The organism is Brevibacterium sp. 239c (assembly GCF_900169365.1).
Taxonomy (GTDB): Bacteria; Actinomycetota; Actinomycetes; order Actinomycetales; family Brevibacteriaceae; genus Brevibacterium.
In genome coordinates this window covers 39,614-62,893 of record NZ_FXZH01000023.1, presented here as the reverse complement: position 1 = coordinate 62,893, position 23,280 = coordinate 39,614, and the positions used below count along the sequence as shown (strand labels likewise).

Here is a 23,280-nt window from a genome sequence, read left to right as displayed (position 1 = left end):
ATCATTCCCGATCGGTGCTGACGGTGTGGACAGAGTCGAGATACTCATGGTGGTTGTTCCTGAACTCGCCCTGCGAAGGCGGACTTGCTATGAACCGGTGGACTCAACTCACCCTGACACGCAGGGGGGCGGCTGAGACCTCCGGGTCAGTGTGGCAGCTTCAGCCTCAGCAACGTGATCTCGATGCAAACATCATCGCCCTGTCTCCAGGCGGTGAGATCAAGGAACACGTCGGGCCGGGACTCGACGTCCTCATCCATATCCTCGACGGCGCCGGAACCTTGGAGACGGAACTGACCACAATTCCGCTGACCCCCGGCCAGATCGTCTGGCTGCCACGCCGTTCTCGTCGCCGATTCCTCGCCGACGACGCTCTGGGCCTGCGTTACTTCTCAGTCCACCAGCGCAAACAGGGACTGACGATCACCAGTCGACACTGATCCCATCGGAGAAGAGGCCAGACGGTTCGGTCAGATCTGCAATGAAGACTGCAATCAGGCTACGGGTTCGGGATCGTCTGGGCGGTCAAACGCAATGGTGATGAGCCTGCGCAGGACCGCCTCGTCAATGTCTTCTAACTTACGGACATACACACACCCGGCGCCCTCTGTGTATGTGCCGAGGCCCGGCAGCAAGGCAGCCCCAGCCGACGTGTCCTTGAGCCCGTACAACGACAGCTGAGCCTTACGTGGTGAGAACCCGGTCTTGGGCCACACACCACGATTGCGCGGATTCGACGGTGAGACGTATTGGTACTGTCCATAACCCACGATCGATGGACCCCACATCACCGGCTGGGTGCCGGTGACCTCACTGAAGAGCTCTTCGAGCCTGATCCCGTCCTCACGTCTCTTGTTCGGAACTGCGGCCTGCAGGAATTCCCCGACGTCGGCATCGGTGGGCTGTGTCTTCTGTGTCGTCATGGCTTAAGTATGGACTCTCAGCAGTGTTCCGGCACCGCAGCGATGTTCAGGCACCGTCTGGGATCCATGCAGTGCCGTCTTGAACCTTGTAGATGAGGTTGGTTCGGGTATGGGCGACGGCCGGGTAGCGGGTGAGATAGTCGAGGACGAAGGATTGGACCGCCTCGGTGTCTGTGGCGACGATGTGGAGCAGATAATCATCGGCTCCTGCCATGTGATACATCCTTACAACCCCCGGGAACTGAGGTGCTGCGGCTGTGAAGGCGTCGATCTCCGCACGGTCATGCTTGGCCAGACGGATTGAGATCAAAGCTTGGAGTGGAACACCTATGGCTGCGGCATCAATGTCGACGCGAAAGCCTCGGATCACGCCCAAGGTCTTGAGGCGCTTGAGGCGAAGGGACACCGTCGACTCCGAGATGCCCACAGCCGCAGCCAAAGCGGTGCCGGATGCTCTGGCATCATCACTGAGAGCTTTGAGCAGCTGGCGGTCAACATCATCGAGTTCCACTTTCTGCGACATGACTCACATTCTGGCATAGCAGATTCAAGAAACTTTCATTGTGTAACCAAAAATCACAGATCCTGGACCGAGGATTGCAGTTCATAGCAGAAGTGACTTGAATGCTGTCATGACCTCACTGCACCCAGAAACGCTCATGGTCCACGGCGGAATGGACGGCCTCACCGAGGCAGGAGTCCACGTTCCGGCCATCGACCTCTCGACCACCAACCCCGTCAACGATGTCGCCACCGGCGGTGACTCCTACGAATGGTTGGCCACCGGTCATCGGCTCAAGGACGGCGACTCGGCCGTCTACCAGCGCCTGTGGCAGCCCGGCGTCGCACGCTTCGAGACCGCCCTGGCCGAACTCGAACGCGCCGACGAAGCGGTCGCATTCGCCACCGGCATGGCCGCAATGACCGCGGCCCTCCTGGCAGCAGTCAGCGCAGGAACACCCCACATCGTTGCAGTGCGTCCCCTTTACGGCGGAAGTGACCATCTCCTCGAATCGGGACTGCTGGGCACGACCGTCACGTGGGCAAAGGAAGCCGACATCGCCTCGGCGATCCAAGACGACACAGGACTCGTCATCGTCGAGACCCCAGCCAACCCCAGCCTCGATCTCGTTGATCTTGATGGTGTCGTCGCAGCCGCCGGCAACGTCCCGGTGCTGGTGGACAACACCTTCTGCACTCCCGTGCTCCAGCAGCCCATCTCCCACGGTGCGGTCCTGGTTCTGCACAGTGCCACCAAATACCTGGGCGGTCATGGCGATGCCATGGGCGGAATCATCGCCACCAACTCCGACTGGGCGATGCGCCTGCGACAGGTCCGCGCGATCACTGGGGCACTCCTCCACCCCATGGGTGCCTACCTTCTCCACAGGGGACTGCGCACCCTGGCCGTGCGCATGCGAGCGGCACAGACGACCGCCGGTGACCTCGCGCAGCGTCTGGCCGGCCACCCTGCCATCGCGGCAGTCCACTACCCGGGCCTGGAAGGCCAGGATCCGCGTGGGCTGCTTGGACGTCAGATGTCCGGTGGTGGAGCCATGATCGCAATGGAACTCGCCGGCGGCTTCGATGCCGCACGCAGCTTCGTCGAACACTGCAGCCTCGTCGTCCACGCGGTGTCACTGGGCGGTGCCGACACACTCATCCAGCATCCGGCGTCGCTGACCCACCGGCCGGTCGCGGCCACGGCCAAGCCCGGCGACGGTCTGATCCGGCTCTCTGTCGGACTCGAACACGTCGATGACCTGGCAGATGATCTCCTCGCCGCCCTCGACGAGAGCCGAGCCGCAGCCTGATTCCACTGCTGCGTTGACATTGACGCGACGTCAACTTCTAAGCTGATCGTCATGGACTGGTCCATACAGGAAACAGCACGGATGACGGGGACAACGAGCCGAACGCTGCGTCACTATGACGCAATCGGCTTACTGCCACCGACGTACACTGCCGACAACGGATATCGCTACTACGACGAGACAGGGTTGGTGCGCCTGCAGCGCATCCTCCTGCTCAAGGAGCTGGGGATGCCATTGAATCGGATCGCGGAGGCGCTCGAAGCCACCGCCGACCCGATAGCGGCATTGGGCGACCATGTGCACAGCCTCGGACGCGAGCGTGCACGGATCGAGAGGCAGATCGCCGCCGTCACCGCGACCATCGCACGATTGGAAGCAGGTGAACCTCTCATGGCAGAGGAAATGTTCGACGGATTCGACCATCGCAGACACAAAGAAGAAGTGACGCAGCGCTGGGGCAGAGAGGCGTATGAGACATCAGCGCTATGGTGGGAATCCCTTCCCAGCATGGATAAGCAGTCGTGGAAAGCCATGGTCGAGGAACTCAACCAAGACTGGACCAACGCCGCCGAGGCAGGGGCCGACCCGGGATCAGATCGTTGCCAGGACCTGGCTCGACGTCATGTCGAGTGGCTCAGAGCCGTACCCGGGACTCCTGCCGAAGATCCGTCGGGGAACCTCGACGGATATGTCCGCGGCCTGGCCGATATGTATGTCAGCGATCCTCGTTTCGCAGCCAACTACGGCGGGGTCGAAGGCGCCGAGTTGGTCCGAGACTCACTCGAGAACTACCTCAACATGAACGCAGGTCAACCGCAGTGATCAGCTGCGGATATCGAAACCGCTGATATCGAAGCGACTGATCAGGACTGCCGCTCCAGGGCTCGCCGAATCTTCTCGGCGGGCCCTGCCAGCTGCTCAGGGGTCTGCATAGGCGCACGATCGGAGATATCGAAATCGTCCATGGAGTTCGTCGGCAGGACGTGGATGTGCAGATGTGGGACCTCATATCCGACGACGAGCAGGCCGATGCGCTCACAGTCGAGGGCCTCCTTCTGGGCACGTCCGATCTGCCTCGCCACCGCCATCAGGTGATCGAGCAGGTCCTGGTCTGCGTCGATCCAGTGTGAGATCTCTTCCCGGGGGACGACCATGGTGTGGCCCTCGGTCATCGGTGCGACGTCGAGGAAAGCCACGCACACATCGTCTTGGTAGACGAAAGTGCCCGGAATCTCCCCGTTGATGATCTTGGTGAAGATGGTGGCCATAGTTCATTCCTCCTTGATGATCCGATGATCGCATCGACTCAACGGCTGAGTGCTCGTGCTTGAGCAACGTCAGCTGTGAAGTCACGCGTTTCGGTTCGTGCAACCTGACGACTGCTCACGATCGTACCCGTTTGGGAGATGACGAAGACGCCGCGTTCGGCGACACCATGATCAGCGTCGAAGACTCCATAGGACCGAGCCACCTCGCCGTGGGGCCAGAAGTCCGAACCGAGATCAATGCCGATCTCACGAGCCTGTGACCACGCGGCGAGCGTGTACTTGGAGTCGACGGACATGGCGATGATCTCGACCGGTGCAGACTCGGTCGCCAGCGACTGTCTCACGTCTTCAAGGGCTCTGACCTCATCACCGCAGACGGGTGAGAAAGCGAACGGAAAGAAGACGAGGATGACAGCCGACTGACGGAGCGCCTCGGCGAGGTGGAGCGTGGACCCGAACTGATCGGGTACGCAGAAATCAGGGGCCCGGTCTCCGGGCCGAAGGATCATGAGAAGTTCTTTTTGCCCACCAAACGGAAGCCGGCCCAGTATTCGGCAGCGCTGACTGTGGAGGTCACGTGCATGCCAGCTGTGGGAGCTGCCTCAGAGATGTCGGCCGGGCTGATGTGGCCGGGGCGACTTGCCTTGGGTGACAGTAGCCAGACGGCTCCGCCTTCCTTCAATGTGGCCTGCGCGTCGACGAGGCCATCAATGAGGTCGTCGTCGTCGGAGCGCCACCACATCAGAATGACGTCGAAGACACCGTCTTCGTCGCCGTCTGCGATCTTGTCACCGATGATGTTTTCGATCGCCTGGCACAGGTCCAAGTCGACGTCATCGTCGTAGCCGATTTCTTGCACATAGTCTCCCGCAGCCAAACCAAGGTTCTGGCCCAGCTCGTTCGGGAGGGTCGACGTGGAAGATGTCCTTTCAGAAGAGGAGTTACTCATGCCCTCATTGTTCCGTCAACTGGGCTCAAGGCGCAAATGGCGGCGCGCCAAGGCGACGCAATCCACGTCAAAGCGTATCGAAGACCATGAACTCGTCACCGAGATCACAACATTTCTCTCCAGCGAAGTTCGCGCCGGAGGACTAGGCTGATGGGAGTATCTGGTGGACCCTGGGCTCAATCACGATTTGATTCTCCATTCCACTTGATCACCCAGATCTCGACACCAACGAAGATCGTGGAGCGGAAGAGAGGACCACACCGTGGACAATCGGAAACAGGGCGGACCGATACTCAACGGGCTGCCCAGCCAGGTGCCCGACATCGATCCCGAAGAGACTGAGGAGTGGCTGGCATCGCTGGACGGCCTCATCGACGAGGGCGGACGATCACGTGCACGTTACGTCATGCTGCGGATGCTCCAGCGTTCGCGAGAGAAGCAGATCGGCGTGCCCAGCCTGACAGCCACCGACTATGTGAATACCATCGGACCCGAGAACGAACCGTGGTTCCCCGGCGACGAAGAAGTTGAGCGCCGCTACAGGCGCTGGAACCGTTGGAACGCAGCGATGCTCGTCCACCGCGCTCAGCGGCCCGGAGTAGAGGTCGGCGGACACATCTCGACCTACGCGTCGTCGGCCACACTCTACGAAGTCGGACTCAACCACTTCTTCCGCGGCAAGGACCATCCCGGCGGCGGCGACCACATCTTCTACCAGGGACATGCCTCGCCCGGAATGTACGCTCGTGCCTACCTCGAAGGTCGGATGAGCGAACAGGATCTCGACGGGTTCCGTCAGCAGCAGTCCCACCAAGTCGACGGCAAGCCCAGCGGGCTGCCTTCCTACCCGCACCCTCACCAGCTGCCTGACTTCTGGGAGCACCCGACGGTGTCGATGGGTCTGGGACCGATGAACGCGATCGCCCAGGCGCAGTTCGACAAGTACATGCACAACCGCGGTATCAAGGACACCTCGCAGCAGCAGACCTGGGCGTTCCTCGGTGACGGTGAGCTCGATGAGCCGGAGAGCCGTGGGATGCTTCATGTCGCCGCCTTCGAAGAGCTCGATAACCTCAACTTCGTCATCAACTGCAACCTGCAGCGTCTCGACGGACCGGTCCGCGGCAACGGCAAGATCATCCAGGAGCTCGAAGCCTACTTCCGCGGTGCCGGATGGAACGTCATCAAGGTCGTCTGGGGCCGCGAATGGGACACCCTCCTGGGTAAGGACCGTGACGGTGCGCTGGTCAACCTCATGAACGCCACCCCTGATGGTGACTACCAGACGTACAAGGGCGAGTCCGGCGGTTTCGTCCGCGACAACTTCTTCGGGCGTGATCCTCGCACCAAGGCCATGGTCGAGGACTACAGCGATGAGCGGATCTGGAATCTCAAGCGCGGCGGCCACGACTACCGCAAGGTCTTCGCCGCATACAAGGCCGCAGCCGAACACACCGGTCAGCCGACCGTCATCCTCGTCAAGACCGTCAAGGGCTACTCGCTGGGACCTCATTTCGAAGCTCGCAACGCCACACACCAGATGAAGAAGCTCACGGTCGACGATCTCAAGCTCGCTCGCGATCACTTCCAGATCCCGATTTCGGACAAGGATCTCGAGGAGAACCCGAAGCTGCCTCCGTACTACCACCCCGGGCAGGACGCTCCGGAGCTCAAGTACATGCAGGAGCGTCGTGCGGCCCTGGGTGGCTACTCCCCCGAACGACGCAGCACCCATATCGATCTCAAACTGCCTTCCGACAAGGCCTTCGATGCCGGCAAGCGCGGTTCGGGCAAGCAGACGATCGCGACCACAATGGGCTTCGTCCGTGTACTCAAGGACCTTATGCGGGAGAAGGAGTTCGGCAAGCGCATTGTCCCGATCATCCCCGATGAGGCCCGTACCTTCGGTATGGACTCGTTCTTCCCGACGGCGAAGATCTACAACCCGCACGGACAGAACTACATCTCGGTCGACCGTGACCTGTTCCTTGCGTATAAGGAAGCCACCGACGGCCAGCTGCTCCATGTGGGCATCAACGAGGCTGGCGCGACTGCCGCACTCACTGCGGCCGGCACCGCGTATGCCACGCACGGCGAACCGATGATTCCGTTCTACATCTTCTATTCGATGTTCGGATTCCAGCGCACCGGAGACTTCTTCTGGGCCGCTGGGGACCAGATGGCGCGTGGTTTCGTTCTCGGTGCCACGGCAGGTCGGACCACGCTGGTGGCCGAGGGTCTGCAGCACGGTGACGGTCATTCGCACCTGCTGGCCTCGACCTACCCGTCGATCGTGTCCTACGATCCCGCCTATTCCTACGAGATCGCCCGGATCGTGCGTGATGGCATCCATCGCATGTACGACCCTGAAGATGAGCGTGACCCCAACGTTCTGTACTACCTGACGTTGTATAACGAGCCGATGGTCCAGCCTCCTGAACCCGAGGATCTCGACGTCGATGGAGTGCTCAAGGGCATGTACCTGCTGTCGAGGGGTCCCGATAACGGTGGCCCGAAGGTCCAGCTCATGGGCTCAGGCGTCAGCGTCCCCTGGGTCCTCGAGGCCCAGGAGCTGCTGGCTGAGGACTGGGGCGTTTCGGCAGACGTATGGTCAGTGACGTCGTGGACAGAGCTGCGTCGCGATGGTCTCAACGCCGAAGACGACCGACTGCTCAAGCCCGACGTCGAGGCACGTGTGCCGTATGTGACACAGAAGATGGCTGAGACCGAGGGCCCTGTTGTGGCGACTTCGGACTACATGCGCGCGGTTCCGGATCAGATCCGTCAATACGTGCCCGGCCACTTCACGTCCCTGGGTACCGACGGCTACGCGATCTCGGACACCCGTCCAGCGGCGCGCCGTTACTACCACGTCGACGGGCCTTCGGTCGTGACACAGGCCCTGATCTCTTTGGCCGACACCGGCGCGATCTCGATCGACAAGGCCGCCGAGGCGGCGCAGAAGTACCAGCTCGACGACGTCTCCGCTGGCACCTCGGGTTCAACCGAGGGAGCCGGCGCCTGATCTCATCGAGCCAGGTGCAGGTGGTGCAATGACACCGCACTGAGTATGGCCGGAGTCGCCAAGACTCCGGCCATACTTGTCTCAACCGACAAACACTTGTGTGTCGCACACAAGCGTATTGTGACAAAGCGTTTAAAGTGGTGCCTATGACAACTGACGCCGAGACGCTCCGGCGCCGTGCAGAGACGGCCCGTCGTCTGCGCGCAGGAGTGGGAGTCCTCTCCACAGTGACCCTGCAGCGACTCGAAGCTCGGCTCCCCTGGTATCGCAGCATGTCCCCATCGGATCGCTCCTGGGTCGGACTGTTGGCCCAGTCGGGCATCACGTCGTTCATCGACTGGTATCGCAAGCCCGACACCGATCTGCGCGTCGTCAGCGAGATCTTCAAGTCCGCTCCGCGCGACCTCATCCGCGCAATCAGCCTCCAGCAGACCCTCCAGCTGCTCAAGATCGTTGTCGAAGTCGTTGAGGAGAGGGTGCCCGACATTGCCCGCCCGGTCGAACAGCCGGCGCTGAGGGAAGCCGTTCTCGTCTACTCCCGTGAGATCGCCTTCGCCGCCGCCGATGTCTATGCCCGCGCGGCCGAGGCCAGAGGCAGCTGGGATGCTCGCTTAGAGGCGATGGTCGTCGACGCCTTGGTCCGCGGTGACTCCGTGGATGAGTTGGCCAGCCGCACCGCTGCCTTCGGCTGGCAGTCCGAGGGCCCCGTCAGCGTCCTCGTGGGACGAGCCCCGCAGAGGTCGGCCAAGCGCGGCCTCGACGTCATTCGCCGCAAGGCTCGCAAATGGGCCGATGACGCACTCGTCGGCATTCACGACAACCGTCTGCTCATCGTCCTCGGCGGTGCCACGGACCTCGATACCGCCGTGGAAGATCTCTCCGAGTGCTTCGGACCTTCCGAGGTCATCGTCGGACCCAGCGTTCCGTCCCTGGCGGAGGCCGCCACCTCGGCGAAGGCTGCGATCATGGCGCTCAAGGCCGCGACGGCTCGTCCCGACTCACCCCGCCCGGTTCGGGCAGAAGAGCTCCTGCCCGAACGGGCCCTGGCCGGAGACAGCGTCGCGCTGGGCGAACTCATCAGCAGGTACTACGAACCACTGACCTCCGGCACGGGACAGCTGCTCAAAACCGTCAGCGCCTACGTCGAATTCGGATCATCCCTAGAGGCCACAGCCAAGGCGCTGTCCGTCCATCCGAATACCGTGAGATACCGGCTCCGAAAGATCACCTCGGCAATCGCACTGGACCCCACGGTCTCCCGCGACGCCTTCGTCATCCACATCGCATTGGTCTACGGGCGACTGTCAGATGCCGGGCTATTGTCGAACAGCGACAAAACACACTGATCCAAAAGATCCATCCACTAGATTGAACAGCGAAGTCGAGCGAAAAGAGAACTGAGTGCTAGCTATCACGTGCCCGGGCCAAGGTGCCCAGAAGTCGGGCTTTCTGAGTTCCTTCCTGGAACTTGAGACCTTCGCCGCACAGATCGATGAACTGTCCGCCGCATCCGGGATCAACCTGCGCCTGCACGGAACAGAATCCGGTGACGAGACCATCAAAGACACCGCACTGGCACAGCCGCTGCTGGTCGCCTCGGCGATCGCGTGCGCCTCGGAACTCGGCGCCACAGCCGAATATGTCGCCGGTCACTCGGTCGGCGAAATCGCCGCCGCACAGATCGCCGGGATCTTCACAGTGTCTGACGCCATGCGATTCGTCGCCGTCCGCGGTGCCGGGATGGCATCCGCCGCCGCCCACACACCAACGGGAATGTCAGCCGTTGTCGGCGGCGACCCCGAGGACGTTTTGGCTGCGATCGAAGCTGCCGGGGCCAGCCCGGCCAATGTCAACGGCGGTGGGCAGACCGTGGCAGCAGGGTCGAAGGAGAACCTCGACAAGCTGGCCGAGAACCCTCCGGCGAAGGCCCGCGTCATCGCCTTGCCTGTTGCCGGTGCCTTCCACACCGAGTTCATGGCTCCGGCGACCGCTGAACTGGCCTCCACCGCCTCGGCGCTGGAGATCGCGGATCCTTCCACTTCCATCCTCAGCAACTCTGACGGCACCGTCGTCGAGGACGGACAGGACTACGTCGGCCGTCTCGTCAAGCAGGTCACGAACCCGGTCCGCTGGGACCTGTGCCAGGAGACCCTACTGAACGCCGGAGTCACCGGGATGATCGAACTCGTCCCCGGCGGCACCCTCACCGGCATCGCTCGACGCGCCATGAAGGGCGTGGAGACCTTCGCCATCAAGTCCGCTGCAGACCTCGACGGCGCACGCGAGTTCGCCGCGGCCCACGCCTGATCACCAAAGGAAGACCATCATGCCAACATTGAAGACCGCAGAACCCGGAACCTTCTCCAAGATCACAGGCATCGGCGCCTACCGTGCCGAGAACCTCGTCAGCAACGATGACATCGCCGGCCCCATCAACTCCTCCGATGAGTGGATTCGCCAGCGCACCGGAATCATCACCCGCCGTCGCGCCAGCAAGGACGTCGGCGTCCTTGACATGTGCGAGGAGGCCGCGCTTGAGGCGATCGCGTCCTCCGGCCTCAAACCCGAGGACATCGGCGGCATCATCATCGCCACGGTCACCTTCGAATACTTCACTCCCTCGGCGGCCGCGGCACTGACCGACCGTCTGGGCACCGGTCACATCCCAGCCTGGGACATCAGCGCAGCCTGTGCCGGCTACTGCTACGGTATCGGACAGGCCGACGCACTGGTGCGTTCAGGAGCGATGGATAACATTCTGGTCATCGGTGCTGAGAAGCTCTCCGAGGTCATCGACCCCGAAGACCGTTCGATCTCCTTCATCCTCGGTGACGGAGCCGGCGCTGTCGTCGTCTCCGCCTCCGACGAACCGGGCATCTCGAAGACCGTCTGGGGTTCGAAGGGCGAGAACTGGTCGACGATCCGCATGACCGAGTCCCTTTACGACGTCCGCGACGACCGCGATACCCCGTTCCCCACCCTGCGACAGGATGGCCCGACCGTCTTCCGCTGGGCTGTCTGGGACGGCGCCGAGGTGGCCAAGGAGGCACTTGCCGAGTCTGGCATCGAAGCCTCCGACCTGGCTGCGTTCATCCCCCACCAGGCGAACATGCGCATCATCGACGAACTCGCCAAACAGCTCAAGCTTCCTGAGCACGTCGTGATCGCTCGCGATATCGCCGACAACGGCAACACTTCGTCGGCGTCCATCCCCTTGGCTACCGAACGTCTGCTGCGTGAACAGCCCGAACTCAGTGGTGGATTGGCTCTGCAGATCGGCTTCGGAGCCGGTTTGGTCTTCGGCGCACAAGTGATCCGCCTCCCTTAAACAGGTTCATTCACGGAAAACTCTCCGTGAATGTCCTAAGATATTCGGCGGGACACTCGTCGAAAAGTTCCTCAACCGGTCGAACAACCCTCGACTGATACTAGAAAGTAGGAAAGTAATGGCATTCACCGAAGCTGAAGTCCTCGCAGGACTGGCAGAGATCGTCAACGAAGAGACCGGTTTGGCTGTGGAAGCAGTCGAGGCCAACAAGTCCTTCACCGATGACCTCGACATCGACTCCATCTCGATGATGACCATCGTCGTCAACGCGGAGAAGAAGTTCGGCGTGAAGATTCCGGATGACGACGTCAAGGACCTCGTCACCGTCCAGGACGCTGTTGACTACATCAACAAGGCTCAAGAGGCCTGAGAAACTCAGCCGAACACGGCCCGTCCACCGACGGGCCGTGTCCACTCTATCGACGAGGTTTGTACCATGACACCTAAAGTTGTCGTCACCGGGATTGGTGCGGTAACCCCATTGGGCGCGACGGCCGATGCCACGTGGCAAGCCATACTGGCCGGTAAGTCCGGCGTCCACACAATGGACAATGACTGGTCTGAGAAGTACGGCCTCGCCGTGGACTTCGCAGCACAGGTCGACCCACAGGTCGTACCCGAGAATCTCAAACGAGTCCAGGCCAAGCGCCTCGACCCCTCCTCCCAGTTCGCTCTGATCTCAGCCCGTGAGGCCATGGCCGATGCCGGACTCGAGGAAACCGATCCTGATCGCACCGCAGTCTCCTGGGCCACCGGAATCGGCGGCGTGTGGACTCTGCTCGATGCATGGGACACTCTCCAGGAAGAGGGTCCGCGCCGGGTCATGCCCCTCACGGTACCGATGCTCATGCCCAACGGACCTGCAGCAGCCATTGGCATGGAGTTCAAGGCCCGCGCAGGTGTTCAGACCATGGTCTCGGCTTGTGCGTCGTCAACCGAGAGCCTGGGCCACGCCTATGACGTTGTGGCCTCCGGTCACGCCGATGTCGTCATCGCCGGCGGCTCAGAAGCTGCGATCCACCCCATCACGATTGCTTCGTTCAACTCGATGCAGGCTCTCTCGCGCCGCACCGACTCCCCAGAGACCGCTTCACGTCCCTACGACGTCGGTCGTGACGGGTTCGTCATGGGCGAGGGTGCTGGCACGCTCATCCTCGAGACTGAGGAACATGCCAAAGCCCGCGGTGCGACGATCTACGCCGAGGTGAGCAGCTGGGGCATCTCCAACGATGCCTACCACATCACCGGTGGAGAGCCCGGCGGACAGTACGCCCTGCGTGCGATGCAGAGCGCGCTGGACAATGCGGAGCTCAGCCCCGCAGATATCAAGCACGTCAATGCACATGCGACCTCGACGCCGGTCGGCGACATCCCGGAATCCCTGGCAATCAGCCAGCTGCTGGGATCTCATGTCGGAGATGCTCTGGTCAGTGCCACCAAGTCGATGACCGGCCACCTGCTGGGTGGAACCGGTGCTGTTGAGTCGATCCTCACCGTCAAGGCGTTGGAGACCCGCACGGCTCCCCCGACGATCAATATCGAAGAAGTCGACCCAGAGGTTGTGGGCATCAACATTGTCCGCGATACACCAGCCGAGCTTCCTGCTGGAGACATCGCAGCGATCTCGAACTCGTTCGGCTTCGGCGGCCACAATGCGGTCGTCGCCTTCAAGTCAGTGTGATGAACTAGTTTCTCTCGCAGTACTGGTACAGCTGCACCGTCCCAGCCTCACTCAGCACGAGGACCAGATCGGGCCCCCAGCATTGGATTGCTGGGGGCCCGATCTGTGTTGGGCCGCCTCTGCGCCGAGGCCTGCCTATGTTGCTATCGAGTTGATGCGTTTGGTCACGACTATGGGCACACCCGAGGTAGGAAGGTGTGCCCATAGTCGTGTGACCACGACCTCGGTGACGTCCTTGGACCGACGCCACAGGTAGTCCGTGTGAGCTTCAGCCGACCTTGGTCAGCCAGCGCACTGGAGCGCCCTCGCCTGCATGGCGGAAAGCGTCGAGTTCCTCGTCCCAGGCTTCGCCCAGGGCCAGAGCCATCTCAGTGGAGAGTTTGATCGGATCACCCGAGACGCGTTCCATGACGGAGCGGATGCGGTCTTCGGGTACCAGGATGTTTCCTGCAGAGTCTGTGACTGCATGATAGATGCCGAGATCTGGAGTGTGACTCCAACGGCCACCGTCGACTCCGACGGATGGCTCCTCGGTCACTTCATAGCGCAGTGAGTCCCATCCGCGAAGTGCGGATGCGATGCGAGCCCCGGACCCTGCTGGCGCACGCCAGCAGACTTCGGCACGCACAAGCCCTGGTGCTGCCGGCTGGGGTGTCCAGTCGAAGCGTGCCTGTGCACCGATTGCCCCGCCCGCTGCCCATTCAATATGCGGGCATAGCGCGCGAGGTGCTGAGTGGACGAATAGTACGCCCTGTGTCATATCCATTTGTGCCTCCTACCTCGGATACGTCTTCCCCTACGATCCGAAAGGAGGTGCTAGAGCCAATGATAGACGAGATTTACCTGCGCGCCAAGCATTGAAATACCTGGTGGCGTCGGGTGTAGCGAAGTTCCGCACGAGGATGCGAAGGGCGCGGGTCCGCCGACTGCCCGCTTCCCGCACACAAAGCGTCGGTGGGGACCAGTCACCTTGTGCTCTACGATGGCGCTATGACAGATAGGGACTGCAAAACGACCACAGTGCGAATGTTCCCGGACTATGGAGACACTGTCCTGTGGCTCGTCTTCCCCATCGACTATGAAGACAGCGGTCTGTCCGCGGAGCTGATTTCTCAGTTGGACGCGTGGGAACGGTCGTACCACCAAGCGTTGGATGCCGACTTCAACTGGAAGTCAGCGGAGCATGCTCGAGTGTTCACGCACACAGGCATCGAACTGGCCGGACAGGTGGCGAACGAACTCGGCGAGGAATACGTTGTCGAATTCGCCTCCTACGAACACGCCGCACCGATGTATACCGTTCAGAGCCGCAGACCAGCAGACAACGAGAGTGCCGCTGCCGCATTTTCCACCCTCGTTGCAGAGCTGGACGCTGAGGATGAGGGGGCGTCGCAGTTGGTGACTGAAGCCGGTCCCAATGGCGAGTGGATGGCATTCGCGCCGCTGTCCGGCGATGTCTTCACCCCGAACAATCTAGGCCCTCAAGCAGAAGAGCGTGACTGAGGCCCAGTTGCACGGTTCCTATTGGGGTGTTCGGATCATGCGGATCTCGATCACACCATCATCCGCGTCTGTGCTGGTGGAGCCGTCGGCGATGAAACCCATTTTGCGATAGAACGCCTGGGCTCGCGGGTTCGGGTCCGCGACCCATAGAGATACTGGCTCTTCCGGAACGAGGACTGCCTCCAGGAGTTTTGCGCCTGCGCCTCTGCCCTGAATCGACTCATAGGTATAGAGAACGAACAGCTCCGCCTTGCCTCGGCGATCTTCGTCGTTTGAGGGCCCGGCCATCGCGATCCCGACGATCTGTCCATCCAACTCAGCTACTGCGACTCTGAATTTATCCTGATTGCCGTCAACGAACAGGGAGTTCCGTTCCACAACTGTTCCCGGCGTTGGAGAAAATCAGGGGCATAGAGAATCTCGTCTGGCATGGTGCCCTGGTACGTTTCCTGCCATGATTCGACATGAACCTTGGCCATCGCCTTGACGTCTTCGATGGCTGGGGAGCGAACGACAATAGTCATAAACAGAGACTACAACAGAGGTGCCCCCGGTCGGACTTGAACCGACGACCAAGGAATTATGAGTTCCCTGCTCTGACCAGCTGAGCTACGGGGGCGAGCAGAAATAAGATTAACACCAACTGACTGCCTGGACCCATTCGGCCCATGCCACGCCCAAGGAAAAGCGAGCACTCACATCTCTCGTCATGGACAGTCCCCACCGCCCCTATCCCCCGGCAAGGACAGCCGTGAGTCAGGGGCAGACGGCATCAGCCTGCCGAGGCGACCGGTGAGATGCGTGTCACTGCGCTGCGTGCGGCGTCGACGCAGGTGTAGCGTTCGGTTGTGATGTAGACGTCGAAGACGGTCTGGCCATCACTGCCGGGATCGTTTCGCTTGGAAGCGGCAACGAGACCAGACCAGTCTGGACCGACCACGACGACGCCGTGCTCATTGCGCATGGGGTCTGAGGCATCGACGACCCCTGTGCGCACGCCCTGGATCGGAGGTGCTGTGAACCCGCCGGAGAACATCGCAGTCAGTCCCACTGTGTCGCGGATGCGTTCATAGCGATCGCGGGTGGCCTGGGAGAAGGTTTCGTCTTCACCGAAGACTCCGAGTGTGATGGTGGCGGCACCGGAGGCCAGGGCGCGTTCCTCGAGGGCAGCGATCTGGGCGATCAGCAGCTCACGATTCATCACCAACGGTTCACGTCGCAGGCCCTGAGCAATCGAATAGGGCGTGCCCAGAGCCGGCAGGTTCCGGGAATAATGATCGACAAGCCCGTCTTCAATCGGCTCGGAGAAGGGTTCGGGCTGCTTGGTTGCGGGACCGAAGAAGGGCCCTGTCATGAAGCGCGCACCCAGAGCCCGGACTCGGTCGAGATCGTCTTCGGTCGTGACCCCCTCGGCGAGGATGACGGCGCCGGTGCGTTCGAGGTGAGCGTGGAGCAGTCGGTTTAGTTCGGCCAGGTGAGATTCGCAGTCGATGCGCAGCACATCGGGGTGGAGACCGACGACTGAGGGGTTGACCAGGGGCACAAAGGAGGTACTGCGCAGATCAGCGCCGACCGAAGACATTCCCACGCCCCAACCCATGGACCTGGCCTGTCGCACGGCGCGAAGGACCGATGCTGGCGAGGATGATACTCGAGAGGCGTCGAGCTGGAGGATGACCGAACGGTCGGGTTCCTCAGTGCGATCTTCGAGGGTGGCGAAGGATTCACCTTCGGCGTGAAGGAAGAGGCGGTTCGATTTGGGCAGTCCAGCTGCCTCGGCGGTCCGCAGTGCTGTGGCCCGAAGCGAGGCATCGATATCGCCGATCATCGCCGAGGCGTGCATCTCCCGGCGAAGGTTTTCGGACTCGGCGTGGCCGAGTGCAGGATCATCGGTAGGAGCTTGGAGGATCTGGTAGCCGACCTTGTCGAATGTATATGCGTCGACGACGGGGGCGAAGTAGGTTTCGATCCCGCCGGAGCGCACCAGCTCTTCGAGTGCCTGGTCCAGATCGTGTATCGCCTCAACCACCATATGTCCTTCCATGGGCAAACGTGCGTTGACAGTCTTCCACATGAGGACAGCAGTAATTGTCTAAATTCCGTAACATTATTGCGCTCAGAGCTGATGGCGTCGGCCTCGCCTGACCTCGATCAGGCCGACGAGTCCAGCGATGACCACGATGACCGCGATCGCTGCGAACGAGCTGATCATCCCTATGTTCCAGTCGCTGACATCGGTCACAGCGAAGGCCAGCGCAGTCATGATGGCCAATCCCATCGATGTCCCGATGCGCTGTCCGGTCTGCAGAACTCCCCCAGCCGAGCCTGCATATTTCAGCGGGACTTCCTGCAGTGTCAGTGTTTGATTTGGGCTGATGACCATGCCCTGTGCGGCGCCGATGAAGCACAGGGTCAGCAGCATCCACCATTCACTGCCGATGCCCTGTGTGAGAAGGAAGACGACGCCGATGGTTGAGACCAGGCCGACCAGGCAGACGATGATCCCCCAGACGACGAGTCGGCGCCCGATCTGGAACACGAAACGTCCGGATACATCTGCCGAAACTGCGGAGAGCAGAGCGGCAGGAAGGCCGATCATGCCCGCCGCCAACGCGGTGTGGCCCAAGCCCTGCTGCATGTACATGGCGATGAGCACCCAGACGCTTGTCACGCCCATGAAGTACAGAGTGATGATGATCGAACCGTTGCTGAAGCTTTTGATGCTGAACAGGTTCAGATCGACCATGGGGGCGTGACCGCGGGCGAAGTATCTGCGCTCCCACCGGGTCCAGAGCCAGATCGTGAAGAGTCCCAGCAGCAGACTGAGCCAGATGAACCATCCGACCGAGGACTCGACGAATGGCAGCAGGACAAGAAGGACACCGACGCCGAGCAAGAGCACACCGACAGGGTCGAGGTCGCGGTCCCTCTTCCGGACGGGGACATTGCTCGCCGAGGTGGCTGTTGGGTTGCCATCGGAGCCATCGTTGGCGGCTATCGGGTGCCAGGCTGATCTCGGCAGCCAGCTTTTGGCGAGGATGAGTGAGATGAGCGCGAATGGCACATTGACCAGGAACGCAGCACGCCAGCCCAGTTCTGGACCGAAGAAGGCGATGAAGACACCGCCTAGCACGGGGCCGGTCGCAACGGAGAGGCCGACGGTGGTTCCCATCAGTCCGAAGGCTCGCCCGCGCTGGGGTCCTTGGAAGTACTGCTGCAGCAGACCGACGACTTGGGGGTTGAGCAGTCCAGATCCGAGTCCCATGAACACGCGGGCGATATTGAGAGTCAGTGCCCCGGGTGCGATACCGGCCACGAATGAGGCCAGGCCGAAGAGGCCCACTCCGATCATGAATAGCTGACCGCGTCCGAAGACGTCACCGGCGCGTCCTGCCGCCACGAGGACGACACCGAAGGAGAGCGCGTAGCCGGTCAGTACCCACTGCAGAGCCGAGGATGATGCCTGAAGATCGGTCTCAATGGCGGGGAGAACAACGTTGATGATCGAAACCGAGAGCAGAGACATGAAGAGCGGGACGAGACCAATAAGTACGATTCGTCGTTGAATCTGGTCCATGCGCTGGCCGTCTCTCACCTGATCACCTCTGCTGGGACCGGAATCCGGACAGAGGTCACTGCACGGAATCTGGTCGATTCGACTGCCCCGGACTGGGGTCTACCTCATCATACGTGTGTGCTCATGTCCCGGGCGGAATCACACATGGCCACCGCTGACCGGCCCAGCAGTATTAGGCTTCCAGCCCAAGGCCGGTGCGACGTGGCTGGCGAATGATTCCAAGATGTGGAGGTTGTAGTCCACGCCCAGCTGGCTCGGGATCGTCAGTAGGACTGTGTCCGCTGCTTCGAACGCAGGGTCGGCCTTCAGCGCTTCAATGAGGTGGTCAGGCTCGCCCGCATAGGTCTTTCCGAAGGTCGAACGGGCACCGTCGATGATTCCGATCTGATCGTCTTCTCCCCTGGAGCGGCGACCGAAGTAGAGGTCGTCGAGATTCGTGATGATCGGGAAGATGCTGCGGCTGACGGACACACGCGGGGCCCAGTCATGACCGGCGGCCTTCCACGCCGCCCGATAGCGATCGATCTGATCACGCTGCAGCTCACCGAAGGACGCACCGGTGGCCTCGGTCAGCAGAGTTGAGCTCATCATATTCACGCCCTGAGCGGCCGCCCATTCGGCGGTCGCCGCTGTACCGGCACCCCACCAGATCCTCTGATCAAGACCGGGTGAATGAGGTTCGACGCGCAGTCTCTTACCTGGTCCGAACTGTTGGGGATCCGCTGGCGCCAGTTCCTCACCCCTGATCGCCGACAGAAAGAGGGCGAACTTCGCACGGGCCATGTGTGCGGCCTTGGCACCATCGTTGTCGCTGTAGCCGAATGCCTCCCAGCCACGATCGGCTGGTTCCGGAGATCCCCGGCTGATACCCAAAGCCACACGCTGATCCGAGAGCAGATCAAGGGCCGCGGCTTCTTCAGCCAGATAGAGAGGGTTCTCATAGCGCATGTCGATGACACCAGTCCCGACCTCGATTCGAGATGTCTTGGCGGCAATCGCAGCCAGCAGGGGCATCGGCGAAGCCGCCTGCTCAGCGAAGTGGTGGACCCGGAAGTAGGCGCCGTTGACACCGATCTCGTCGGCTCCGACACCGATGTCGACTGCTTGCTGCAGCGCCTCTTTCGCTCCGTACTCCTCTGGAGCACTTCCCGACCCATAATGACCGAAACTCAAGAACCCGAATGCTTTCATACCTCGATAACTGGCATTCTCGTTCACCTATTCCCCGTGATTGAGGGATGGGTCGACCGGGCACGACAAAGGCCCCGTCCAAATGGACGGGGCCTAGGCTGCTCCTCCGGCTGGGCTCGAACCAGCGACCCTTCGATTAACAGTCGAATGCTCTGCCAACTGAGCTACGGAGGAATGCCGCAGTTACCTGCGTACGTAATGTCAGCTTAGCAAAGACCCGAGGCTCACGACAAAGCGAGCAACAGTGCTTTAGCTCACAACTCGGGTTTACCCCACCAGCGAACACCGTGCAATCCGTACAGTCAGGACAAACCCAGTCAACAACCACCTCGGCGAGGTGGCTGCACTGTAAAATCAAAGGGATTCCTCACCCCATCCATGCAGCGGAAGAAGTGCACGTGACCATAGTGGCAATCGCCCTCGCCGTCCTTGCGGCAGTGGCACTGGCCTATGGAGCTCTGTACCAACATGACGCGGTCGCAGGTCAGGACAACTCCCACAACGGACTGAGTTGGGCTCACTTCAAGGAGCTGCTGAGCAACAGGAAATGGCTGATCGGACTGATCGTCACCGGCCTGGGCACCGTGGGCAACGTCGTCGCTCTGGCCCTCGCCCCGGTTATGGTCGTCCAGCCAGTCGGCGCCTTCTCCCTCATCGTCTCCGTCCTACTGGGTGTGCGGCACCGGGGACTGAAGGTCAACCGACGACTCGTGCAGGCAGTCGTCTGGTGCACGGTGGCAGTGACGATCTTCGTCGCCCTCTCCGCCACCACGGCACGCACTGAGGTGCATCTGGGCACTGACGCGTTGCCGCTTGTGGTGATCACTGCGGTCATCCTCGCTCTGGGTCTGGCCATCATGCTGTTCTTCCGTGGCGCACCCCAGCTGGTGCTCATCACGGCCGCGGGCCTGCTCTTCGCTTGCGTGGCCACGAATACGCACCTGGTCAGCGTTCAGCTGCTCCGGGCAGGTCTTGACCAGGTCACATGGCTCAACGTCGTCGGTCTCATCGCTGCAACTGCGGTCGGATCCTGGTTCGTCCAGAACGCCTACGCTGCCGGCCCTCCAGAGATGGTCATCGCCGGCCTGACCGTCGTTGATCCGATCGGCGCGGTTATCCTCGGATCGGTCGTCCTCGGGGAGGCAGCATCTGCACCTGTCTGGCTCGTCGTCGTGATCGCAGCCACCGGATTGGTCGCCTGTCTGGGCGTCGTTGTATTGTCGCGGTATCACCCCGATGTCAAAGATCGAGAACACGAGCGTCGAGTTGCCCGTCGCACAGACCAGTTGCCCGACACCGAGGAGAGTTGAATCCTGTCCGCGCATAGCCACACCCCAGCCCGCCGCATTCTCATTCCGACGGAAACCTACGCACCCGAGGTCAATGGCGCCGCCAAGTTCGCAGAACGTCTGGCCGCTGGGCTCGCCGCCCGCGGCAATGATGTTCACGTCGCCTGCCCCTCTGCAACCGGGAAGGCGTCGGTGAGCACTGAGAACGGTGTCACGGTCCACCGGCTGACCTCTCATCGGTGGCCGCTGCACCCGACCTGGACCATCTGCATGCCGTGGGAGACGAAACCTGAGCTGTCTCGCCTCCTCGATTCTCTGCAGCCCGACGTAGTACATACTCAGGCTCACTTCGTCATCGGTCGCTACGCCTTCTCAGAAGCCAGCAAACGCCGGATCCCGGTCGTGGCCACGAACCACTTCATGCCCGATAACGTACGCCCTTATGTGCGCGCACCGAAACCCCTCCTCGACGGGGGCACCTCCATTGCCTGGTGGGATCTGCGCCGTAAGTTCCAGTCCGCAGACTTCATCACGGTTCCGACGCAGCTCGCTGCGGACCTACTCACACAGAACGGCTTCTCCTCCCCCATTCGGGCAGTCTCCTGCGGCATCGACCTGGAACGATTCGCGCACCTACGAGACGATCAGGCCACAGCGTCTGAGACGGAGTCCGCGGGATCCCCGACAACTCCTGCGGGATCGCCGACGGCGGCTGGGCCAAGCGCGACAGCGCCTGACACCGGGGAGACACCACCACGTGTTCTCTTCGTGGGCCGACTCTCCTCAGAGAAGCACGCCGCCGACATCGTCGAAGCGGTCGCGAAGACGGATCCCGCGCTCGGCCTCGAAGCTGACATCGTCGGCGGCGGGGATCAGGAGGAGCCGCTCAAGGACCTTGCTGCAGACCTCGGAATTGCAGACCGCATCCATGTCCTCGGCAAGATCAGCGACAAAGAACTCATGGACGCTTACCAACGCTGCACGTTCTTCTGCATGCCCTCGACCGCTGAGTTGCAGTCGATCGCGACGCTCGAGGCCCTGGCCTCACGGAAACCGGTCGTCCTCGCAGACGCGGTGGCCCTGCCACATCTGGTCAGGGACGGCGTCAACGGTTTCCTGTTCCCACCACGCGATATCGAGGAGTTGGCCTCCAGGTTCACGCGGATCTGCGAGCTTCCCGACGAACAGCTTGACGCCATGTCCAGGGCCTCACTCGATGTGGTGGCCAAACATGACATCGAGTACACGCTCGATACGTTCGAATCCATCTACGGCAAGGTCATCGCTGAGGGCCTCGATACCGCTGCCTGAAGTTACTCAGGAGCTGTTGCTCAGGCGGTGAAGTCTGTCAGCCGTCTGCGCCTGCAGGTGGAACGAACACGGTCTCCTCGGAGACCAGACGATCGAAGTCCACGCCTGCCACCATGTCATCGATGCATGACCACGATCCCTCTGAGCCTGCCAGCCCGAGGGAGTCCCCCATCCAGGCGTAGACGTCCTGACGTGTCCAACCCAGGTTGCGCAGCTGCTGATAGGTGACCGCACCATCGCGTTTGGCCAAGCGCTTGCCGGCCGTGTTCACCACCAATGGGACGTGCAGCCAGGAGGGCTGCGGCAGACCCAGCAGGTGGGCCAGATAAGCTTGACGAGGCGCCGAGGTGACCAGATCGTCACCGCGCACCACCTCGTCGACACCGCTGGCCCCGTCATCGACTATGACGATGAGATTGTAGGCGAAGACTCCATCGCCGCGTTTGAGGACCAGATCATCGACCGGGGCCGTAATGTCTCCCAGCAGACGATCGTGGACTGTGATCTCAGCGTTGTCGGTCCTCAGCCGCAGTGCCGGGCTGCGCCCCTGTTCTTCAAGCCGCTGCCGATGCCGTTCACGGGCGGATTCGGGCAGATCACGACAGGTTCCGGGATACGCACCGGGCGGAGAGTGGGGTGCCGACGGAGCCTGTTGAATGTCCTTACGTGAGCAGTAGCACTCGTAGACCAGTCCCTGCCCATCGAGGCGGTTCAGCGCCTCGTTGTAGACGCCGAGGCGCTCGGATTGGACGAGCGGCGGCTCATCGGGGGTGACGCCCAGGTCGGCGAAGACCTCGAGCTGTGATTGCGCCGCACCGGGCTTAGCCCGGTCGAGGTCTTCGATGCGCCAGAGGAACTGCCTCCCGGTCTGACGCGCACGTACATAGGCCAGCAGCCCTGAGCGGATATTGCCGATGTGCAGGTCGCCGCTGGGACTGGGCGCGAATCGACCCGCACCAGTCTGCGAAGTCATGAGCCTCGCAGCCTGTGGATTCGACTCTGGGCGTGCTTCGCTCAAGCCTTCGTCACGAGATCGGCGTACTGCGGGAATCGTTGCAGATAGTCCTGGACGTAGCTGCACGTCGGGACGATGAGACCGCCCTCGTCCCGGATCTGATCGAGAACGCTGGTCACCAGTGTGCGCGCGAAGCCGCGGCGTGAGAAGCCTTCGGAGATGATGGTGTGTTGGAGTTCGACCTTCTGCTCGTCGATGACGCGATAGGCGAGGAAGCCTGCGAACTGGACGGGATCCTCAGCAGTGAAGATCTCATAGCGTTCGCGACCAGGATTCTTGACCACCGTGACGGGGGTGGAACTGAGTTCAGGCTGCATATGGGACTCCTTGTCAGCGGCATGGTCCTTGATAGGAACATTACAGGGTGGCGCCGGTATCTTCACTCTCCGACGCCACCCTGTTTCAG

Annotated in this window: 25 protein-coding genes and 2 tRNA genes; 12 read left to right on the top strand and 15 right to left on the bottom strand. The window is 61.6% G+C overall.

Going from position 1 to position 23,280, the window contains the following annotated elements:
* The first annotated feature begins 89 nt into the window (after positions 1-89).
* Positions 90-440: a cupin domain-containing protein gene (locus BSP239C_RS17630; RefSeq protein WP_101574648.1), complete on the top strand. Its 351-nt coding sequence runs from the start codon at positions 90-92 to the stop codon at positions 438-440.
* Positions 441-494: 54 nt separating this feature from the next.
* Here the strand turns inward: BSP239C_RS17630 and BSP239C_RS17625 are convergent, their stop codons facing one another.
* Positions 495-923, bottom strand: coding sequence for a DUF1801 domain-containing protein (locus tag BSP239C_RS17625; RefSeq protein ID WP_101574647.1), 429 nt, complete (start codon positions 921-923; stop codon positions 495-497).
* A 46-nt stretch (positions 924-969) separates the two neighbouring features.
* The gene (locus BSP239C_RS17620) at positions 970-1,446 is read right to left on the bottom strand and encodes an Lrp/AsnC family transcriptional regulator (protein ID WP_101574646.1); all 477 of its coding nucleotides are present in this window, start codon (positions 1,444-1,446) and stop codon (positions 970-972) included.
* Between the two features lie 109 nt (positions 1,447-1,555).
* Between BSP239C_RS17620 and BSP239C_RS17615 the strand changes: the two genes are divergently transcribed.
* Both BSP239C_RS17615 and BSP239C_RS17610 read left to right on the top strand, forming a co-directional pair.
* On the top strand, positions 1,556-2,737 hold the full coding sequence (locus tag BSP239C_RS17615) for a PLP-dependent aspartate aminotransferase family protein (RefSeq protein WP_101574645.1): 1,182 nt from the start codon (positions 1,556-1,558) through the stop codon (positions 2,735-2,737).
* 51 nt (positions 2,738-2,788) lie between these two features.
* Positions 2,789-3,559, top strand: a complete 771-nt coding sequence (locus BSP239C_RS17610; RefSeq protein WP_101574644.1) for a MerR family transcriptional regulator — start codon at positions 2,789-2,791, stop codon at positions 3,557-3,559.
* Between the two features lie 41 nt (positions 3,560-3,600).
* On the opposite strand, the gene BSP239C_RS17605 is transcribed toward BSP239C_RS17610, so the two are convergent.
* The 3 genes from BSP239C_RS17605 to BSP239C_RS17595 are packed head-to-tail and all read right to left on the bottom strand — an operon-like array spanning position 3,601 to position 4,954.
* Positions 3,601-4,005 carry an HIT family protein gene (locus tag BSP239C_RS17605; protein WP_101574643.1) on the bottom strand — a complete coding sequence of 135 codons (405 nt, stop codon included), beginning with the start codon at positions 4,003-4,005 and terminating at the stop codon, positions 3,601-3,603.
* A gap of 38 nt (positions 4,006-4,043) precedes the next feature.
* Positions 4,044-4,514, bottom strand: a complete 471-nt coding sequence (locus tag BSP239C_RS17600; protein WP_101574642.1) for a peroxiredoxin — start codon at positions 4,512-4,514, stop codon at positions 4,044-4,046.
* A complete protein-coding gene (locus BSP239C_RS17595; RefSeq protein ID WP_226831263.1) occupies positions 4,511-4,954 on the bottom strand; it encodes a DUF3052 domain-containing protein in 444 nt (147 codons plus the stop codon). Before BSP239C_RS17595 ends, BSP239C_RS17600 begins: the two co-directional genes overlap by 4 nt.
* Positions 4,955-5,216: 262 nt before the next feature.
* Here BSP239C_RS17595 and aceE point away from each other — a divergent pair, with 262 nt between their 5' ends.
* The 6 genes from aceE to BSP239C_RS17565 all read left to right on the top strand — a co-directional run bounded on the left by aceE (position 5,217) and on the right by BSP239C_RS17565 (position 12,988).
* Complete coding sequence (gene aceE / locus BSP239C_RS17590; RefSeq protein ID WP_101574641.1) at positions 5,217-7,979, top strand: pyruvate dehydrogenase (acetyl-transferring), homodimeric type; 2,763 nt, start codon at positions 5,217-5,219, stop codon at positions 7,977-7,979.
* A 146-nt stretch (positions 7,980-8,125) separates the two neighbouring features.
* Entirely contained in the window at positions 8,126-9,325 is a 1,200-nt protein-coding gene (locus BSP239C_RS17585; protein ID WP_101574640.1) for a CdaR family transcriptional regulator, read from the top strand.
* Between the two features lie 55 nt (positions 9,326-9,380).
* On the top strand, positions 9,381-10,286 hold the full coding sequence (locus BSP239C_RS17580) for an ACP S-malonyltransferase (RefSeq protein WP_101574639.1): 906 nt from the start codon (positions 9,381-9,383) through the stop codon (positions 10,284-10,286).
* A gap of 19 nt (positions 10,287-10,305) precedes the next feature.
* The gene (locus tag BSP239C_RS17575; RefSeq protein WP_101574638.1) at positions 10,306-11,307 is read left to right on the top strand and encodes a beta-ketoacyl-ACP synthase III; all 1,002 of its coding nucleotides are present in this window, start codon (positions 10,306-10,308) and stop codon (positions 11,305-11,307) included.
* A 118-nt stretch (positions 11,308-11,425) separates the two neighbouring features.
* Positions 11,426-11,677, top strand: coding sequence for an acyl carrier protein (locus tag BSP239C_RS17570; protein WP_009882400.1), 252 nt, complete (start codon positions 11,426-11,428; stop codon positions 11,675-11,677).
* 66 nt (positions 11,678-11,743) lie between these two features.
* Positions 11,744-12,988: a beta-ketoacyl synthase gene (locus tag BSP239C_RS17565; protein ID WP_101574637.1), complete on the top strand. Its 1,245-nt coding sequence runs from the start codon at positions 11,744-11,746 to the stop codon at positions 12,986-12,988.
* Between the two features lie 268 nt (positions 12,989-13,256).
* On the opposite strand, the gene BSP239C_RS17560 is transcribed toward BSP239C_RS17565, so the two are convergent.
* The gene (locus BSP239C_RS17560) at positions 13,257-13,748 is read right to left on the bottom strand and encodes a DUF3145 domain-containing protein (RefSeq protein ID WP_101574659.1); all 492 of its coding nucleotides are present in this window, start codon (positions 13,746-13,748) and stop codon (positions 13,257-13,259) included.
* 230 nt (positions 13,749-13,978) lie between these two features.
* Between BSP239C_RS17560 and BSP239C_RS17555 the strand changes: the two genes are divergently transcribed.
* A complete protein-coding gene (locus BSP239C_RS17555; protein WP_145997488.1) occupies positions 13,979-14,491 on the top strand; it encodes a hypothetical protein in 513 nt (170 codons plus the stop codon).
* An 18-nt stretch (positions 14,492-14,509) separates the two neighbouring features.
* Here BSP239C_RS17555 and BSP239C_RS17550 read toward each other — a convergent pair whose 3' ends face one another.
* The 7 genes from BSP239C_RS17550 to BSP239C_RS17525 all read right to left on the bottom strand — a co-directional run bounded on the left by BSP239C_RS17550 (position 14,510) and on the right by BSP239C_RS17525 (position 19,433).
* The gene (locus BSP239C_RS17550) at positions 14,510-14,806 is read right to left on the bottom strand and encodes a GNAT family N-acetyltransferase (protein WP_219618922.1); all 297 of its coding nucleotides are present in this window, start codon (positions 14,804-14,806) and stop codon (positions 14,510-14,512) included.
* Between the two features lie 5 nt (positions 14,807-14,811).
* Positions 14,812-15,015, bottom strand: a complete 204-nt coding sequence (locus BSP239C_RS20955; protein WP_219618921.1) for a hypothetical protein — start codon at positions 15,013-15,015, stop codon at positions 14,812-14,814.
* Between the two features lie 21 nt (positions 15,016-15,036).
* A tRNA-Ile gene (locus tag BSP239C_RS17545) sits at positions 15,037-15,110 on the bottom strand.
* Between the two features lie 153 nt (positions 15,111-15,263).
* Positions 15,264-16,523, bottom strand: a complete 1,260-nt coding sequence (locus tag BSP239C_RS17540; protein WP_101574634.1) for an EAL domain-containing protein — start codon at positions 16,521-16,523, stop codon at positions 15,264-15,266.
* Positions 16,524-16,607: 84 nt separating this feature from the next.
* Positions 16,608-18,068, bottom strand: coding sequence for an MFS transporter (locus tag BSP239C_RS17535; protein ID WP_180959082.1), 1,461 nt, complete (start codon positions 18,066-18,068; stop codon positions 16,608-16,610).
* Between the two features lie 138 nt (positions 18,069-18,206).
* Positions 18,207-19,259 (bottom strand): LLM class flavin-dependent oxidoreductase, encoded by a 1,053-nt coding sequence (locus BSP239C_RS17530; protein ID WP_101574632.1) that lies wholly within the window; start codon positions 19,257-19,259, stop codon positions 18,207-18,209.
* A gap of 101 nt (positions 19,260-19,360) precedes the next feature.
* Positions 19,361-19,433 (bottom strand) — tRNA-Asn (locus BSP239C_RS17525).
* Positions 19,434-19,657: 224 nt separating this feature from the next.
* Here BSP239C_RS17525 and BSP239C_RS17520 point away from each other — a divergent pair.
* Complete coding sequence (locus BSP239C_RS17520) at positions 19,658-20,569, top strand: DMT family transporter (protein ID WP_257930271.1); 912 nt, start codon at positions 19,658-19,660, stop codon at positions 20,567-20,569.
* A gap of 3 nt (positions 20,570-20,572) precedes the next feature.
* Positions 20,573-21,859: a glycosyltransferase gene (locus BSP239C_RS17515; RefSeq protein WP_226831292.1), complete on the top strand. Its 1,287-nt coding sequence runs from the start codon at positions 20,573-20,575 to the stop codon at positions 21,857-21,859.
* 37 nt (positions 21,860-21,896) lie between these two features.
* Here BSP239C_RS17515 and gluQRS read toward each other — a convergent pair whose 3' ends face one another.
* Together gluQRS and BSP239C_RS17505 are read right to left on the bottom strand one after the other, a co-directional pair.
* The gene (gene gluQRS / locus BSP239C_RS17510; RefSeq protein WP_101574657.1) at positions 21,897-22,832 is read right to left on the bottom strand and encodes a tRNA glutamyl-Q(34) synthetase GluQRS; all 936 of its coding nucleotides are present in this window, start codon (positions 22,830-22,832) and stop codon (positions 21,897-21,899) included.
* Positions 22,833-22,873: 41 nt separating this feature from the next.
* Positions 22,874-23,191, bottom strand: coding sequence for a GNAT family N-acetyltransferase (locus BSP239C_RS17505; RefSeq protein WP_101574630.1), 318 nt, complete (start codon positions 23,189-23,191; stop codon positions 22,874-22,876).
* Positions 23,192-23,280 lie beyond the last annotated feature (89 nt).